At 68.9% G+C, this 15,865-nt stretch carries 15 protein-coding genes; 9 read left to right on the top strand and 6 right to left on the bottom strand.

Features of this window, described 5'->3' with window-relative positions; all coding sequences use genetic code 11:
• The first annotated feature begins 5 nt into the window (after positions 1 to 5).
• The gene (rimI, locus tag IU459_RS08405) at positions 6 to 512 is read left to right on the top strand and encodes a ribosomal protein S18-alanine N-acetyltransferase (protein ID WP_195129089.1); all 507 of its coding nucleotides are present in this window, start codon (positions 6 to 8) and stop codon (positions 510 to 512) included.
• Entirely contained in the window at positions 509 to 1,552 is a 1,044-nt protein-coding gene (gene tsaD / locus IU459_RS08400; RefSeq protein WP_195128922.1) for a tRNA (adenosine(37)-N6)-threonylcarbamoyltransferase complex transferase subunit TsaD, read from the top strand. Before rimI ends, tsaD begins: the two co-directional genes overlap by 4 nt.
• A 136-nt stretch (positions 1,553 to 1,688) precedes the next feature.
• On the opposite strand, the gene IU459_RS08395 is transcribed toward tsaD, so the two are convergent.
• On the bottom strand, positions 1,689 to 3,218 hold the full coding sequence (locus tag IU459_RS08395) for an Hsp70 family protein (protein ID WP_195128921.1): 1,530 nt from the start codon (positions 3,216 to 3,218) through the stop codon (positions 1,689 to 1,691).
• 585 nt (positions 3,219 to 3,803) lie between these two features.
• On the opposite strand from IU459_RS08395, the gene groES reads away from it, so the two are divergent.
• Complete coding sequence (gene groES, locus IU459_RS08390) at positions 3,804 to 4,103, top strand: co-chaperone GroES (protein ID WP_014981824.1); 300 nt, start codon at positions 3,804 to 3,806, stop codon at positions 4,101 to 4,103.
• Positions 4,104 to 4,240: 137 nt separating this feature from the next.
• Positions 4,241 to 5,851, top strand: coding sequence for a chaperonin GroEL (groL, locus tag IU459_RS08385; protein ID WP_195128920.1), 1,611 nt, complete (start codon positions 4,241 to 4,243; stop codon positions 5,849 to 5,851).
• Between the two features lie 212 nt (positions 5,852 to 6,063).
• On the opposite strand, the gene IU459_RS08380 is transcribed toward groL, so the two are convergent.
• The 3 genes from IU459_RS08380 to IU459_RS08370 form a co-directional block, all read right to left on the bottom strand.
• Complete coding sequence (locus tag IU459_RS08380) at positions 6,064 to 6,315, bottom strand: RskA family anti-sigma factor (RefSeq protein ID WP_195128919.1); 252 nt, start codon at positions 6,313 to 6,315, stop codon at positions 6,064 to 6,066.
• A 1-nt stretch (position 6,316) separates the two neighbouring features.
• Complete coding sequence (locus IU459_RS08375; RefSeq protein ID WP_040774592.1) at positions 6,317 to 6,892, bottom strand: sigma-70 family RNA polymerase sigma factor; 576 nt, start codon at positions 6,890 to 6,892, stop codon at positions 6,317 to 6,319.
• A 513-nt stretch (positions 6,893 to 7,405) separates the two neighbouring features.
• A complete protein-coding gene (locus tag IU459_RS08370) occupies positions 7,406 to 7,699 on the bottom strand; it encodes a WhiB family transcriptional regulator (RefSeq protein ID WP_195128918.1) in 294 nt (97 codons plus the stop codon).
• A 629-nt stretch (positions 7,700 to 8,328) separates the two neighbouring features.
• On the opposite strand from IU459_RS08370, the gene IU459_RS08365 reads away from it, so the two are divergent.
• The 3 genes from IU459_RS08365 to IU459_RS08355 all read left to right on the top strand — a co-directional run bounded on the left by IU459_RS08365 (position 8,329) and on the right by IU459_RS08355 (position 11,051).
• Positions 8,329 to 9,204: a hypothetical protein gene (locus tag IU459_RS08365; protein WP_195128917.1), complete on the top strand. Its 876-nt coding sequence runs from the start codon at positions 8,329 to 8,331 to the stop codon at positions 9,202 to 9,204.
• Between the two features lie 133 nt (positions 9,205 to 9,337).
• The gene (locus tag IU459_RS08360; RefSeq protein WP_195128916.1) at positions 9,338 to 9,916 is read left to right on the top strand and encodes a sigma-70 family RNA polymerase sigma factor; all 579 of its coding nucleotides are present in this window, start codon (positions 9,338 to 9,340) and stop codon (positions 9,914 to 9,916) included.
• A complete protein-coding gene (locus IU459_RS08355) occupies positions 9,909 to 11,051 on the top strand; it encodes an anti-sigma-D factor RsdA (protein ID WP_195128915.1) in 1,143 nt (380 codons plus the stop codon). The genes IU459_RS08360 and IU459_RS08355 overlap by 8 nt, the downstream gene beginning before the upstream one ends.
• Before the next feature lie 197 nt (positions 11,052 to 11,248).
• Here IU459_RS08355 and IU459_RS08350 read toward each other — a convergent pair whose 3' ends face one another.
• Positions 11,249 to 11,662 (bottom strand): DUF5319 domain-containing protein, encoded by a 414-nt coding sequence (locus IU459_RS08350; RefSeq protein ID WP_011207424.1) that lies wholly within the window; start codon positions 11,660 to 11,662, stop codon positions 11,249 to 11,251.
• A 226-nt stretch (positions 11,663 to 11,888) separates the two neighbouring features.
• Between IU459_RS08350 and guaB the strand changes: the two genes are divergently transcribed.
• The gene (guaB, locus tag IU459_RS08345; protein WP_195128914.1) at positions 11,889 to 13,433 is read left to right on the top strand and encodes an IMP dehydrogenase; all 1,545 of its coding nucleotides are present in this window, start codon (positions 11,889 to 11,891) and stop codon (positions 13,431 to 13,433) included.
• 396 nt (positions 13,434 to 13,829) lie between these two features.
• The gene (locus IU459_RS08340) at positions 13,830 to 14,993 is read left to right on the top strand and encodes a GuaB3 family IMP dehydrogenase-related protein (RefSeq protein ID WP_195128913.1); all 1,164 of its coding nucleotides are present in this window, start codon (positions 13,830 to 13,832) and stop codon (positions 14,991 to 14,993) included.
• 9 nt (positions 14,994 to 15,002) lie between these two features.
• On the opposite strand, the gene IU459_RS08335 is transcribed toward IU459_RS08340, so the two are convergent.
• Positions 15,003 to 15,818, bottom strand: a complete 816-nt coding sequence (locus IU459_RS08335; RefSeq protein ID WP_195128912.1) for an alpha/beta fold hydrolase — start codon at positions 15,816 to 15,818, stop codon at positions 15,003 to 15,005.
• Positions 15,819 to 15,865: the final 47 nt, after the last annotated feature.

Below are 15,865 nucleotides of genomic sequence, written 5' to 3'. Positions count from 1 at the left end.
CAACGGTGGCTGTCCGGATCGAACCGATGGTGCCCGCCGACATCGCGCGCTGCGTCGAGCTCGAGCAATTGCTGTTCCCGGAAGACGACCCGTGGGCCGCGGTGGCGTTCCAGTCCGAGCTGGCGGGGCCGCACAATCGCTACATCACCGCGCGCGACGACGACGGGCGAATGGTGGGCTACGCGGGCATCGCCCTGCTGGGTGATGCCGAACACCCCGAGGCCGAGGTGCACACCATCGGCGTCGACCCGCACTGCCATCGCGCGGGCATCGGCACGCTGCTGCTGGAGGCGTTGCTCGCCGAGGCAGGCAGGCGCGGCGGACCGGTGTTCCTCGAGGTCCGCACCGACAACGCGCCCGCGATCGCGCTCTACGCCAAGCACGGATTTCACATCATCGGACTGCGCAAGAACTACTACCACCCCAGCGGCGCCGACGCGTACACGATGCGCCGCCCCGCGCTGACCAGCGCGGAGCGGGAGTGGCGTACACCGGATGAGGTGCTGTCGTGATCATCATGGGAATCGAAAGCTCCTGCGACGAAACCGGTGTCGGCATCGTCCGCAGGAATGCCGACGGCACCTGCGAACTGCTCGCCGACGAGGTCGCCTCCAGCGTCGACCAGCACGCCCGCTTCGGCGGCGTCGTCCCCGAGATCGCCTCGCGCGCACACCTGGAGGCGATCGTGCCCGCGATGCGCCGCGCACTGTCGGCCGCGGGTATCGCCAAGCCGGACGCGCTGGCCGTGACGATCGGGCCGGGCCTGGCCGGTGCGCTGCTGGTGGGCGTCGCGGCGGCGAAAGCGTATGCGGCGGCGTGGGATGTGCCGTTCTACGCACTCAACCATCTCGGCGGGCACGTCGCGGTGGACACCTTGGAGCACGGGCCGATGCCGCCGTGCGTCGCGCTGCTGGTCTCCGGCGGGCACACCCATCTGCTGCACGTCACGGATCTGGCCGAGCCGATCGTCGAGCTGGGCAGCACGGTCGACGACGCGGCGGGGGAGGCGTTCGACAAGGTGGCGCGCCTGCTCGGGCTGGGCTTTCCCGGTGGTCCCGCGCTGGATGCCGCTGCGGCGAACGGTGATCCGCACGCCATCGCGTTCCCCCGGGGCATGACCGGACCGCGTGACCCGCGTTACGACTTCTCCTTCTCCGGCCTCAAGACCGCGGTGGCCCGCTACGTGGAGGCGGCGCAGCGCGATGGCATCGCCGCCGACGATCTGCCCATCCCCGATATCGCGGCGTCGTTCCAGGAGTCGGTCGCGGACGTGCTCACCATGAAGGCGGTGCGCGCCGCCGAGGACGTCGGCGTCGGCACCCTCGTGCTCGGCGGCGGCGCGACGGCCAACTCGCGGATCCGCTCGATGGCCGAGGAGCGCTGCGCCGCGGCGGGTTTGACCCTGCGCGTGCCCAAGCCCCGGCTGTGCACGGACAACGGCGTGATGATCGCGGCGCTCGGCGCACACGTGATCGCAGGCGGCGCGGCGCCGTCGCCGCTGACGGTCGCCACCGACCCGGGTCTGCCGGTGTCGGTCAGCCTCGTGGGCTGAGCTGAGACGGAACCTTGAAACCTCCAGCAGAGCGTGCATGTGGTCTGCGGCCGAGTCGGTCCGACACCGGCGAGTCGACGCAACTACCGAAAGTCCCGCGTCACCAGACTGGTACGGCCGGAAGACCCGGAGGAACTCAGTTCGGGGTGGTGAGCAGTTCCGGGACGAACTCGGTGTCGGCCGCCGACCCGGAGTTCGCTCGTGGAAGGAGCGGTAGGCGCGAGCGCGCCGGCGCTTGGGCCGGTCCCGAACCCGTGTCGGGCACGGCGGCGCCGACCGGCGTGTCCCCGCTCCCGCTCGGCTCCGCATCGGTCGAAGCGCCCAGGGGCGCATTGCGGTTCCCGAGCATCGGGCCGAGCAGTTCCGGGAACGGGATCGGCGGGAGGTTCGGGTCGGGGCGCAGCGTGGGCTGAGTCGGTGTGATCGACGGGATCCCAGTGCCGCCTGCCCCGGCCGTGGTGGTCGGCGCGATGCTGCCGGTGGGCCGAACGGTGCTGTGCGGGTCGCCGCCATTGCCGGGCGGCGGGGCGGGCACCGGCGTCGGCAGGTGGGAGGCGCTGCTCGTGGTCCCCGCGGGAGAAACCTCGTCGTCCGAGGTCGGCGCGAACGTCTTCACGCCGTAGCCGACGATCAGGCCGACGACCACGATCGCGCCGGCGAGGGTGCCGAACACCTTGGTGAATGTCCCTGCGGGCGCGTCGCCGCCGAGGCCGCCGACCGGGAACACCGACGGCTGCACCGAATCCGCGACCAGCGCAGCGCCTTTCGCGGTCACCGCCTCCGGGTCGGGCACGGTGAACACCGGCACGTCCAGCACGGCGGTCAACCTGTCGAGCACCGCGGGAATGTTCGCGCCGCCGCCGATCACCGCGACCGCCTCTGGTGGCCGCGGCGCGCGAGTGAAGGCGGCGGTGACGAACACGGTCAGGTCGCGCAGCAGGTCGGCGATCAACTCTTCGAAGTCGGCCCTGGTCAGCTTCAGCGGGCGGCCGGCGACATGGTCGATGGTGACCGCGGGCGCGATGGACAGGTGCTCCTTGGCCGCGCGGCCGCGGTTGGTCAGCATGCCGCGGTTCGGGCGGGTGCCGCGCCGGGCGAAGTGCAGGTCGACCAGATGGTGGTAGATCAGGTCGTCGATGACCTTGCCGCTGACGGCTGTGGTGCGATCGGAGCGCAGCAGGGAGCCGTCGGTGAGGTCGGCGACGGTGACGGTGAGCCCGGACGCGCCCAGATCGACGATGGCTACCGTGTCGTACCGGTCGAGCAGACCCGTGTACCGCAGATAGGTCAACGCGGCGGTGCCCTCCGGGATCAACCGCAGATCACGCTGTTTTCCAGTGGCCGAGCGGATGACCTGCGCCTGCTCCTTGGTGCGGTAGGCGACCGCGACGCTGGTGGGCGGGCGCCTGGTCACGGACTCGAAATCGCATGGCGCACCGGCGAAGCGCCCACCGACCGGCGGGACCATGTCGCGCGGCGGCTGAGTGGTCGGCAGCTGGGTGGTCATCAGCTCGATCGAGGACGCCACCAGGTCACCGAGGTCGGAATGGGCCGCGTCGGCGGAGACGACGCGGTAGTCGAAGCGCTGCGCGCCGTTGGGCGCGGTGACGACCAGCGCCGAGCACACGACCTCGGTCCCGGCCGAGATACCGAGGGATGTTCGCATGTTCACCTCCCTTCGAGCGGATGGTCGTGGTGTGGCCGACCATCTCGAATGAACTGCCGGACCGCGGGGTGGATGACGCGCGATCCGGACCGGGAATGGAACCGGCCCTTGTCCGGGTGAGGTCGCGAGGACCGGCCATGGATCACGTGGGTTGCTCTCTGGTGAAGCTGATGATGCGACGATGGTGCTGCGACGCTGCGGTTTTCCGCGCCGCCGTGGTATTCCTGCATGGCCTCGACGTCGCCGATTGGTGACGAACGACAAGGCCCGACAGCGACCGTCGTCCATAGTGTCACATTCCGTTATCCGAACGTTACTGTTTTCCCGAACTGATCGCCAAGCAGCGAGCGCCATCCGGCGCGCCGTGCGACGTTGGCACCGCCCAGCCTTGAGCGCTGGCACTCTCATGTATAGAGTGCTAGTCGGCACTGTGTGTAGTGCTTGTGCCAGCAGCTTGACTACTGAGCAGGGGTCCCGGCACCCGCGACGACGGGGCTATGCCCAGGGTCAGCACCGTGACCGAACCGATGAGTCCGGGACAACAGTTCCGGGCGACCGACATCCCCTGAAAGTGGAGGGCTCAACGTGGCGAGCGTGAACATCAAGCCGCTCGAGGACAAGATCCTCGTCCAGGCCAACGAGGCCGAGACGACGACGGCCTCCGGCCTGGTCATCCCCGACACGGCGAAGGAGAAGCCGCAGGAGGGCACCGTCATCGCCGTCGGCGAGGGACGCGTCACCGACAAGGGCGACCGCATCCCGGTCGACGTCAAGGAGGGTGACACCGTCATCTACAGCAAGTACGGCGGCACCGAGATCAAGTACCAGGGCGAGGAGTACCTCATCCTGTCGGCGCGCGACGTGCTGGCCGTCGTCACCAAGTAGCCGTCAGGCACGCATGCGTTCCGCCCCGGTGTCTCCCGTGACCCGGGGCGGAGTGCGTTGCTAGCGCCTTCGGCGTATTGCCCGGCGTGGTTTCGACAGACCACCCGCAGCGCCGCGAACCCAAGGAGCAAAAACACATGGCAAAGCAGATCGAGTTCGACGAGAAGGCTCGTCGGGCTCTGGAGCGCGGTGTCGACAAGCTCGCCGACGCGGTGAAGGTCACCCTCGGCCCGCGCGGGCGCCACGTGGTACTCGCGAAGGCCTTCGGCGGCCCGACCGTGACCAACGACGGCGTCACCATCGCGCGCGACATCGAGCTGGAGGACCCGTTCGAGAACCTCGGCGCGCAACTGGTCAAGAGCGTCGCCACCAAGACCAACGACGTCGCGGGCGACGGCACCACCACCGCGACCGTGCTGGCCCAGGCGCTGGTCCGCGCCGGCCTGAAGAACGTTGCCGCCGGGGCGAATCCGATCGCGGTCGGCTCCGGCATCGCCAAGGCCGCCGACGCGGTCTCCGAGGCGCTGCTCGCGCTGGCCACCCCGGTCTCCGGCGAGCAGGCGATCGCGCAGGTCGCCACCGTCTCCTCGCGCGACGAGGAGATCGGCGAGATGGTCGGCAAGGCGCTGACCACGGTCGGCAAGGACGGCGTCGTCACCGTCGAGGAGTCCTCCACGCTGCAGACCGAACTCGTCGTCACCGAGGGCGTGCAGTTCGACAAGGGCTACCTCTCGCCGTACTTCGTCACCGATGCCGACAGCCAGCAGGCCGTCCTCGAGGACGTGTTCGTCCTGCTGCACCGCGAGAAGATCAGCTCGCTGCCGGACTTCCTCCCGCTGCTGGAGAAGATCGCCGAGAGCGGCAAGCCCGTGCTGATCATCGCCGAGGACGTCGAGGGCGAGGCGCTGTCCACCCTGGTGGTCAACGCGATCCGCAAGACGATCAAGGCGGTCGCGGTGAAGGCGCCGTTCTTCGGTGACCGCCGCAAGGCGTTCCTCGACGACCTCGCCGTGGTCACCGCCGGCACCGTGGTGAACCCCGACCTGGGCATCTCCCTGCGCGAGGCGGGCATCGACGTGCTCGGCAAGGCGCGTCGCGTGGTCGTCACCAAAGACGACACCACCATCATCGATGGCGCCGGTTCCGCGGCGGACATCGAGGCCCGCGTCGCGCAGCTGCGTCGCGAGATCGAGGCCACCGATTCCGACTGGGATCGCGAGAAGCTCGAGGAGCGGCTGGCCAAGCTGGCCGGTGGCGTCGCGGTGATCAAGGTCGGCGCGGCCACCGAGACCGCGCTCAAGGAGCGCAAGTACCGCGTCGAGGACGCGGTGAGCGCCGCCAAGGCGGCCGTCGAAGAGGGCATCGTGCCCGGTGGCGGCACCGCTCTGGTGCAGGCGAGCGGCAAGCTCGCCGAGCTGCGCGACGCGTTGTCCGGTGACGAGGCCGTCGGCGTCGAGGTGGTGCGCACCGCGCTGCAGGCGCCGCTGTACTGGATCGCCACCAACGCGGGCCTGGACGGCGCCGTGGTGGTCAGCAAGGTGGCCGAGGGCAAGGAGGGCTTCAATGCCGCCACCCTCAGCTACGGCGACCTGCTCACCGACGGCGTCGTCGACCCGGTGAAGGTGACCCGCTCGGCCGTCGTGAACGCGGCGTCGGTCGCGCGCATGGTGCTCACCACCGAGAGTGCCGTGGTCGACAAGCCTGCCGAGGAGCAGAACAACCACGGCCACCACGGCCACGCGCACTGAGCGGCAACCGCTCTGGCAAAACCAGCAGACAAGGCCCCCTGGACCGTGCGGTTCGGGGGGCCTTGTCCGTGCACACGACGACCTGACGTCCGCGACTATCGGGGTATTCCGAAGCTCGACACGCTGTCTGGCGCGGAACCGGACGTCGATCCTGGGCGGTTCGACTGCTACGGGCGGCGCGCGCGGAGCGGAAGTCTTGGCGGGGGCCGGGTTCAGCTGGCGACCGGTGGCTGCTGCGCGGCGATGGCCGCGAGTAAGCGAGCACGCAGCGACGGCGGCGGGGTGACCGCCGCGGCTGTGGCGAAAGTGGAAAGAGCTCTTTTGGTATCCTTCGCCTGCTCGGCGAACTCCGCGCGTAGCACGGGATCCTCGCTGTCGAGCAGTTCCTGGACTTCCTGATGGTCTTCGTCGTCGATCGATCCGAGCGCGACGGCGTGCGCGAGATCGATCTGGCGTTCGTTCATCTCACGTCACCCCCAAACTTCTTTTCAGTCGTGTCAATCCGTCCCGAATCCGGGACTTCACAGTAGGTAACCCTACGTCGAGGTAGGTGGCCACCTCCGCATAGGTTCGCCCGCCGTAGTAGGCGAGCGAGATGGCTTCCCGCTGGGTCTCGGTCAGGGTGGCGAGACCGGCCAGGACGGCCTGTTGCTCGAACCTGCGCTCGACCTCTTCGGTGACCTCGTCGAATTCGTTGCCGAGAACCCGGATCCCATAGGCGACTTCGCGTTGGGTGTGGGCCTGTTCGGCGCGGACCCGGTCGACGGCGCGCCGGTGCGCGAGCGTCATCAACCACGTGACCGCCGAGCCCTTCGCCGGGTCGAAACTCGCGGCCATCCGCCAGATCTGCAGATAGACCTCCTGCGTGGTCTCCTCCGCGTATCCCGGATCATGCAGCACCCGCAACACCAGACCGAAGACGCGCGCACACGTCCGGTCGTACAACTCGGCGAATGCTTCCTGGTCGGCGTGGCCGCATCGATGCAAAAGGGCGGCGAGCTCGATACTTTCGGCTGCGCGTGCCGTAACCGCAGAATCCACCGAAGGTGGGAAGGCTTCTCTTCGGAACGAGTCGCCCTCTGCGGCTGGCGGCCGCGTTGTCACAACGCTCCATTCTGTGTCATCGGTCACTACCGTAGCGCGTCGCTATGGCCTCCCTTCCGGTGGGGTCCCCGCCACTGACCGTAGGCCGAAGAGTTGGCGAAAAACTGCGACACGCCGGACATCTCGGAAGGAAAACACGCCATGACCCGCTGTGCCCGACCGGCGGCACTTCCGGGGCCACCTTTGTGGTCGTGCAAGTTATCGCTCTACTGGCCCGGCGCTCGCACCGCCGAGCGTGCCCGCGATATGCCGGACCCACAGCCGCACGGTCCTGGACCGTACGCCACGGCGGCCGGCTGATCGATGGTGACCGATCGGAACCCACGCGCCGATCCCCGCGCTGAACCGATCACCGTGTTGCGTGCGCGGCTCGGCCGGGAGTTGTTGCAGTGGCCCGCTGTTTGCTAGGCATTCGACGCCCGGCGGCGTGCGGATGGGAGACGATTCGGCTCAGACGGCCATGCGGCGGCGGCTGCGCCGCGCGTGCATCTCGCGCTCGGTCTCCGACATGCCGCCCCAGATGCCGTAGGGCTCGCTGACTTTCAGCGCGTGCGTGCGGCACTGCATGAGCACCGGGCAGGTACGGCAGATTTCCTTGGCGCGCATCTCGCGCGCGGTGCGGGCTCGGCCACGCTCGCCATCGGGATGGAAGAACACCGCGGAATCCTGTCCGCGGCATGCCCCTCTCATCTGCCAATCCCAGACATCGGCGTTAGGTCCCGGAAGGTGGGTCGGCATGGGCATGGTGAACTCCTCGTGGTGCGAGCTCGTCAGCATTGTCGAGCAGTTGTTCTGCAACAGTTGTGGGCCACTGGCGCCGTGTCGGCTGGGGTGCCCCGGGGGCTCGCCCTTCGCGGTCGCTGCAATTTCGCGCGGCGCCGTCCGTGGCGATGAGCTACGTTAGGTCCAGCCGCGAAATTCCGTCAATAGTTCGGCGCAGCAGTTTTCCGAATCTCGCGCTGCCACATTTAACCTCCGGACTGTTTACTTTTCGCGTTGGTTCCGGCGATACTGTTCGGTTGGCCGGTGGCCCGTGGCTTCCCTATGCGCCGGGCAAAGCCGCGTTTGCCCAGGTAGAGCCCATTTCGCTGACCGAGCGGCGCCGCGAGGGCCGGCGCCGGCCGTATGGCGGCGAGCACCCCTGCCCGCTGCGGCGTCCGCGCCGTGCGGATCGGAGATGGCGGAAACGGGGCGGACAGGTTAATTACACGAAACACGCATGAATTCCCGGGGTGGGCGCTCGGCGATTGCCGGACCGAGATTTACCTAATGGCAACATGACTTCGGCGACGAAATGCCGAGAGGTTGCCAGCGGGCTGCTGTCGATCTTTCCCCGGGCCGGGCCCGGTTCGGGCAGGAGATAGAGTGCGCGCGTGTTCGCGCCCGTTCCGCTCGAAGATCCTCATCTCACCGTCCTCGCCGAGGCCGCCTTCGGAGCCGATCCCGGCCGTTCCGCCACGGAGTTGCCGCCCGCTTCGGATGCGCTCGGCTGCTGGTATCGCGCGGTGGTTCTCGGTGGCCAGGGACGCTACGCCGCGGCCAGGGCCGAGTTGCGCAGAGTATGCAACCACAGCGCCGACCCGGTGCTCCTCTCACTGGCGGGAAGCACGGAAGGTTCATTTCTGCGTCAACTCGGCCGGCACGATCGCGCCTCGGCTTCGGACGGGCGGGCCGCCGCGCTGGTCCTCGCGACCGATGCCGCGGCCGAAGCCGCCGCGACCGGGAGCGCCATCGGCGCCTACTACCGTCCCAACCGCGCCGATGCGATCTGTGACGCCCTCACCGGACTCGCCGCCGACGCGCTCGGCACCGGACGGCCTGCGCTCGCCGACCGGCTGCTGCGGCGCAGTGCGGCGGCGGCGCGCCTGCACCGGACCAGTTGGCGTCCGGCGATCCGGCTGCACTGGGTGTCCGCGGAAACGGCTTTGGCGGCAGGCGATTCCGGGTCCGCGACCGAGCACGCGGCGGCCGCGCTGGAATTGGCCGAGCGCGCGCCCTCGGTGCGGCATCAGGTCAAGTCACGCCTGCTGGTCGCCGCCGCCGCGGCGGGCGACACGCGCGAGCGATCGGTCGCGTTGAGCGAGGAAGTGGCCGAACAGTGTCGCGTGCACGACCTGCTCCCGCTGCGGTGGGCCTGCGCCATGCTGCGTGCCGGACTGGGGGTCGAAGGCGCGGCGGCGGAGGCGGACGAGTGCGCCGCGATCGTCGGTCGCCGCGGCGGGGTGCTGCGTCCGCTCGGCGGCTGGTAGCCGATCACGGAGAACACCGTGTTGCCAAGTTCCCGCCAACGGGTCGCTATTGTTAGATCCGTTCCGCCCCTTCGGTGGAAGCACAGGTCGTCACCGGACCGTGCCACTTGTAACGCCAGGAATATCTCTGACGATGACGCACACGGGCGAAGAGTTGGACCTCGCCGTCGCTGCCGCTGCGCAGGGCGACAGATCCGCTTTAGCTCAAGTACTCGGGATGATCCGTCCGCTGGTGGTGCGCTACTGCCGTGCGCGGATCGGAGCCGCGGAGCGTGGGCAGCTCTCCGCGGACGACGTTGCGCAGGAGGTTTGCCTGGCTGTGATGACCGCCTTGCCCAGGTATCAAGACCAGGGCAGGCCCTTCATGGCCTTCGTGTACGGGATCGCCTCGCACAAGGTCGCCGACGCGCATCGCAATGCCGCCCGTAACAAGGCGGAGGCGATGGCCGAAGTACCAGATGTCATATCCACCGACCAGGGACCGGAACAACGAGCTCTCGAATCCGAGACGAGCAGGCAGATGAACCGTCTGCTCGCGACGCTTCCTGAGAAGCATCGGGAGATCTTGATCCTGCGCTTGGTCATGGGTTTGTCAGCGGAAGAAACCGCAGTCGCCGTGGGCAGTACGGCGGGTGCGATACGGGTCGCCCAACACAGGGCACTCGCGAAACTCAAGTCACAAGTGGCGAGGGCAGGTGAAATGTATGGCTAGGGATGGCGAGCGCGGTCGGGGTGACTGGAAGGCGCGGCTTGGATCGCGGAACAGCGGTCCCTACGCCGAGGCGTCCGGTGACACCGGCCCGGTCGACATTGCCGCGGTACGCCGCGACGATGCTCTGATCGACGCCATCGCCAGCGATGGTCCGGTGCACACCGACAGCGCCGAGGAGTATCAGCTCGCGACGCTGCTCGCGGATTGGCGCGCGGAACTCACCGCCGCGCCGATGCCAGCGGAGCCGGATCTGGATGCGATCGTCGCCGCGGTCAACCAGGAGATCGGCGCGCGGCAGGCTCGCATCGGGGCACACGCGGGTGGCCGGTTACGGCTGCTTCGTCCGATCATGGGCACCGCGGCGGCACTGGCCCTGGTCATCGGGGGCATGACGGCATTCTCGTACAACGCTGAACCGGGCGATCCGCTGTGGCGGGTCAAGGAGGTCGTGTTCAGTGAACAGGCCCAGACCACCGTGGTGCAGCGGGCCGACAACGACCTGAGTCAGGCATCGGCGCTGGTCGCGCAGAACCCGACGCAGGCAAAGGAGCGTCTGGAGCGGGCCAGGGAGACTGCCGAGCAGGTCAGCGATCCGCAGAAGCGCAGTGAGTTGATGACCGAGTGGCAGCGCCTGCTGGAGGAGTTGCGCAAGGTGAACGGCGATCTGGCCGATCAGCTCGAGTCGACGGCACCGAAGACCACCGACCCGCGCGCCACTCAGGGCAACACGGCCACCACGCGGCCCAATCCGGCGACCGGCGACCCCGGCACCACGATCCTGCAGCAGCCGGCCGAGCAGTCCGGCAGGCCGACGCAATCGGCGGACGCGACCGCGCCGAACGGCGGTGGCGCACCTACCACCGTCCCGCCGGTCACTACCCCGCCGCCTGCGGCGACCACGCCGCCGCAGGCCACCGTGGAACCCACCACGCCGGCCCAGCAGCCGCCGACCGCGCCGACCACGGACGTGCGGCCGCCTACCGCGGAACCCACGGGGGACACCGGGGGGCCTCCCACGGCGCCGCAGCAGCCTCCCACGCGGATACAGACACAGACGCCGGGCAACTACACGCCACCGACTGTCGTCGTGCCTGGCGTCCCCATCAGCCCGGGTTCGTTCACCCCCGGTCGCTGAACAGAAGCATCCTGGAAAAAGACATGAACCGATCGCCATCCGGCGGTCGGCTTTCTGTCTATTGGGCTGTCGGCGCGTGGGTTTACCGACGACGCGCCATAGGCCTGACACCGTGACCGTGTGCGTCGAAAATCACAGTGGCAAGCGTCGAATACGCGAGCCTGCAATGGGCCGCGTTCCTCTGCGGGAGGGCGGTCTCAGCTGTCGAATCCGTCGAACCCGTCGCCGTGGAAGGCCTCGTTCATCGAGGCGTCCGCGTAGCCACGGCAGTAGTCCCACGTGACATACGCCTCCGGCGTCGGGTCGTAGGCGGGCTCGTGCGGGCGGACCGTGCCGTCGACCAGCAGCTGCAGCAGGTTGGCGCGCAACATGTCCCAGTCGTGGTAGTGGTCCTGCCTGCAGTCTTCGCAGCTGACCACGAGTCCGCGGATACCGCGGTGGGCCAGCAGTGCCTCGTACACCGCGAGGTCGGCGAGATCCTCCTCGACCGCAAGGCGCTCGTGGGGATCCAGCGGTTCGCCGGGCTCGATGGCATCGAGCGCGGCGGACGGGTCGGAGGGGTCTCCGGCGAATGGATCCGGCGGCAAGCCAGGTGGTAGATGGTCGCGCACATCCCCACGGTACGCAGAACAGGGCCGTCTGCGCCAGCGATGCGGCCTGCCAGTTTCGGTGGTGGCCTCACTTCGTCGGCGAGTTCACCGGACCGATACCATGGAGCAAGGCTATGGCGGGTCCCGACAGCACCGCCGCCGAACGCCACCGTCCATCCCATCAGCCGTCCCGACGCCGGTTCGTCCGGTGCCGGTCGCTATCGACGTCCAGGAGGGGTCGATCCGAATGAGTAATCCCGTATCGGGCGAACGAATCGCAGTCCGCCCTCCTACGGGTGGCGACGATCCGAACAAGATCGCCATGCTCGGCCTCACGTTCGACGATGTGCTGCTGCTGCCCGCCGCGTCCGATCTCATCCCCAGCTCCGTGGCGACTTCCAGCCTGTTGACCAGGGAGATCCGGCTGCGCACCCCGCTGGTCAGCTCGGCCATGGACACCGTGACCGAGGCGCGGATGGCCATCGCCATGGCCCGCGCGGGCGGCATGGGCGTGTTGCACCGCAACCTTTCGACAGCCGACCAGGCATCCCAGGTGGAGACGGTCAAGCGGTCCGAGGCAGGCATGGTCACCGACCCGGTCACCTGCCGCCCGACCGACACCCTGGCCGAGGTCGACGCGATGTGCGCCAGGTTCCGCATCTCCGGGCTTCCGGTGGTGGACGAGACCGGCGCGCTTGTGGGCATCATCACCAATCGCGACATGCGTTTCGAGGTGGACCAGGACCGCCGCGTCGCCGACGTGATGACCAAGGCCCCGCTGATCACCGCGCAGGAGGGTGTGACCGCCGAGGCCGCGCTCGGCCTGCTGCGCAGGCACAAGGTGGAGAAGCTTCCGATCGTCGACGGCAACGGACGGCTGCGCGGCCTCATCACCGTCAAGGACTTCGTCAAGACCGATCAGTACCCGAACGCCACCAAGGACCGCGACGGTCGCCTGCTGGTCGGCGCCGCGGTCGGCGTCGGCGAGGATGCCTGGTCGCGTGCCATGACGCTCGCCGACGCGGGTGTCGACGTGCTCGTGGTGGACACCGCGCACGGCCATCAGGCGCAGGTGCTGCAGATGGTGACCAAGGTCAAGGCCGAGGTCGGCGACCGGATCCAGGTGGTCGGCGGCAACGTGGCCACCCGGGCGGGTGCGGCGGCGCTGGTCGAGGCGGGCGCGGACGCGGTCAAGGTCGGTGTCGGCCCCGGCTCCATCTGCACCACCCGCGTCGTCGCCGGTGTCGGCGCGCCGCAGATCACCGCGATCCTGGAAGCTGTTGCGGCGTGCAAGCCCGCGGGTGTCCCGGTGATCGCCGATGGCGGCATCCAGTTCTCCGGCGACATCGCCAAGGCCATCGCCGCGGGCGCGTCCACCGTGATGCTGGGCTCGCTGCTGGCAGGCACCGCCGAATCGCCGGGTGAACTGATCCTGGTCGGCGGCAAGCAGTTCAAGAGCTACCGCGGTATGGGCTCGCTGGGCGCCATGCAGGGTCGTGGGCAGGCCAAGTCGTTCTCCAAGGACCGCTACTTCCAGGACGACGTGCTCGCCGAGGACAAGCTGGTGCCGGAGGGCATCGAGGGCCGGGTGCCGTTCCGCGGGCCGGTCAACCAGGTCATCCACCAGTTGGTCGGTGGGCTGCGCGCCGCCATGGGCTACACCGGTTCGCAGTCGATCGCGGATCTGCAGGAGGCGCAGTTCGTGCAGATCACCGCGGCGGGACTCAAGGAGAGCCACCCGCACGACATCACCATGACCGTCGAGGCCCCTAACTACACCGGCCGTGGCTAGACCGGCCACGTTCATGTACAAGACCAACCGGTCCGTGCATGATTGAGCTTGTTCACCGAGCTATGGGCGGTGAACAAGCCGTGCGGTAGGTCGGCGCGGCGCGACCTGCGCTGTCCACCTGCCGCTGGTCAAGGACTGGAGGCGCGAGTCTTACGAACGCCGCAGGTGCTGGCAGACGAACACAGGCCGATGCAGGCCTCCCAGCCCTGTCGGGTGCGAGTCTTACGAGCACCGTTCGCGGCCCCGTCTCGGGTCCGGTCGACCGAAGCGCATGCGACGTAGTCGCGAGTCTCGGTCGCTCGGACCCGAGACTTCCCGGGGCCGCGAACACGCAGTGCCGCAGGCACTGCAAATCAGACAGAGCGCTGCAAAACGAACACTGTAAGGAGATTTCGCGTGCGCGACATGGTGGAGATCGGCATGGGCCGGACCGCCCGGCGTACCTATGAGCTGGACGACGTCGACATCGTCCCCTCGCGCCGGACCCGCTCGTCGAAGCAGGTGTCGCTGTCCTGGCAGCTGGACGCCTACCGCTTCGAGATCCCGTGCCTCGCGCATCCGACCGACGCGCTGGTGTCGCCGGAGTTCGCCATCGAGCTCGGCCGCCTCGGCGGGCTCGGCGTGATCAACGGCGAGGGCCTGTGGGCGCGGCACGCGGACGTCTCCGCGAAGATCGACCAGTTGCTCGAACTCGTCGGCAAGGGCGGCTACGAGCGCGCCGTGGCGTTGCTCCAGGAATTGCACGCCGCGCCGATGCAGCCGGATCTGCTCGCCGCCGCGGTCGCGCAGGTCCGCGCGGCCGGTGTCACGGTCGCGGTGCGGGTGAGCCCGCAGAACGCGCGCACCCTCACTCCGGCGCTGCTGCAGGCGGGCATCGACCTGCTGGTGGTGCACGGCACGATCATCTCCGCCGAGCATGTCGGCGACGGTGAACCGCTGAACCTCAAGACGTTCATCGCCGAGCTGGACGTCCCGGTGGTCGCGGGCGGCGTGAGCGACCACCGCACCGCGCTGCACCTGATGCGCACCGGCGCGGCAGGCGTGATCGTCGGCTACGGCTCCTACCCCGGTGCGACCACCACCGGCGAGGTGCTCGGCATCGGTGTGCCGATGGCGACCGCGATCGCGGATGCCGCCGCCGCCCGCCGCGACTACCTGGACGAGACCGGCGGCCGCTACGTGCACGTCATCGCCGACGGCGACATCGCGACCTCCGGCCAGCTGGCCAAGGCGATCGCCTGCGGGGCGGATGCCGCGATGCTCGGCGTGCCGCTCGCCGCGGCCGCGGAGGCGCCGGGCCGTGGCTGGTACTGGCCGTCGGCAGCCGCGCATCCTTCGGTGCCGCGCGGTTCGCTGCTGCACGTGGACGATCCGTGGGACCTCGGCGGCGAGCCGGAGGGAGGCAGCGTGCGCCCGAGCCTGGAGCGCGTGCTCTACGGTCCGTCGGACGATCCGTTCGGGTCGCTGAATCTCGTTGGCGGTCTGCGGCGTTCGATGGCCAAGGCCGGTTACTCGGATCTGAAGGAGTTCCAGAAAGTCGGTCTCAGCGTTCGCGCCTGACGAATCGGCTCAGCGGACCCGCGTTGGTTTGGTCCTGCGCGGCTTCGTCCTGGTGCGCAGGAATTGCTGGATCGCGTGGTTGACCGGCTCCGGATGGGTCATCGTCACCGCCAGTCGCGCGTTCGCGATCTCGACGAAGATCGCGCCGGACAGGCCGCGCGCCAATTGCCGGGCGCGCTCGCGGTCCAAGCCGCTGTCGGTGGGGTGAATCACCAAGGCGGGACAGGCGATTTCGCGGAGCCGGTCCAGTACCGAATCCCGGCTGAGCAGGCAGCCCGCGGCGGCCTCGATGCGGCGCCGGTCGCGCACCAGCCAGCGCTGGGTCCAGATCGTGCGGTACCACTCGTCGTCGCCGATCAGCCAGGAGGCCAGCTGACGCGCGGCCCGTTCGCGGGAGCCGTCGTCATACCACTGTTCGAGGAATTGCTGGGTGGCGGTGGACTGCTCGGGCGTTGGACCGTGCGCTTCGGTGCTGATCAGGATCAGCGCGGAGACCCGTTCCGGCGCGATCAGCGCGGTGCGCAGTGCGGTGAAGCCGCCCTGCGCGGTGCCGCCGACCACGGCCTGTTCGGCGCCGAGATGATCCAGCACGGTCAGCGCGTCCCGCGCGGCGGTCCAGTAGGTGAACGGTAGGCCCTCGTCCCTGGTGCGGCCGTGACCGCGTGCGTCCCAGGACACGATCCGGAATTCCGGTGCGAGCGCGGCCATTTGGGCGGCGAACATGGTGCGGTCCATGAAGAACTCGTGCGCCAGCAGTACCACCGGGCCGTCCCCGCCGCTGTCCTCGTAGTGGATGTCGGCATCGATCGCGCGGGCGAAGGGCACGAGCAGAAGGATAACCAGCGGGACGGGGGCGCGCGGGAGGATTCGGT

It is taken from the genome of Nocardia amamiensis (assembly GCF_015477605.1).
Lineage (GTDB): Bacteria > Actinomycetota > Actinomycetes > Mycobacteriales > Mycobacteriaceae > Nocardia > Nocardia amamiensis_A.
Note: the sequence above shows the minus strand (reverse complement) of the source record. Positions and strands in the feature narration are given on the sequence as shown.

What these genes read in the sequence shown, in the direction of transcription:
- IU459_RS08380 (WP_195128919.1), bottom strand. Translation starts at nt 6,315, where the DNA reads ATGAACGAACGCCAGATCGATCTCGCGCACGCCGTCGCGCTCGGATCG.
- IU459_RS08395 (WP_195128921.1), bottom strand. Translation starts at nt 3,218, where the DNA reads ATGCGAACATCCCTCGGTATCTCGGCCGGGACCGAGGTCGTGTGCTCG.
- guaB (WP_195128914.1), top strand. Translation starts at nt 11,889, where the DNA reads ATGAGTAATCCCGTATCGGGCGAACGAATCGCAGTCCGCCCTCCTACG.
- IU459_RS08355 (WP_195128915.1), top strand. Translation starts at nt 9,909, where the DNA reads ATGGCTAGGGATGGCGAGCGCGGTCGGGGTGACTGGAAGGCGCGGCTT.
- IU459_RS08370 (WP_195128918.1), bottom strand. Translation starts at nt 7,699, where the DNA reads ATGCCCATGCCGACCCACCTTCCGGGACCTAACGCCGATGTCTGGGAT.
- groL (WP_195128920.1), top strand. Translation starts at nt 4,241, where the DNA reads ATGGCAAAGCAGATCGAGTTCGACGAGAAGGCTCGTCGGGCTCTGGAG.
- IU459_RS08360 (WP_195128916.1), top strand. Translation starts at nt 9,338, where the DNA reads ATGACGCACACGGGCGAAGAGTTGGACCTCGCCGTCGCTGCCGCTGCG.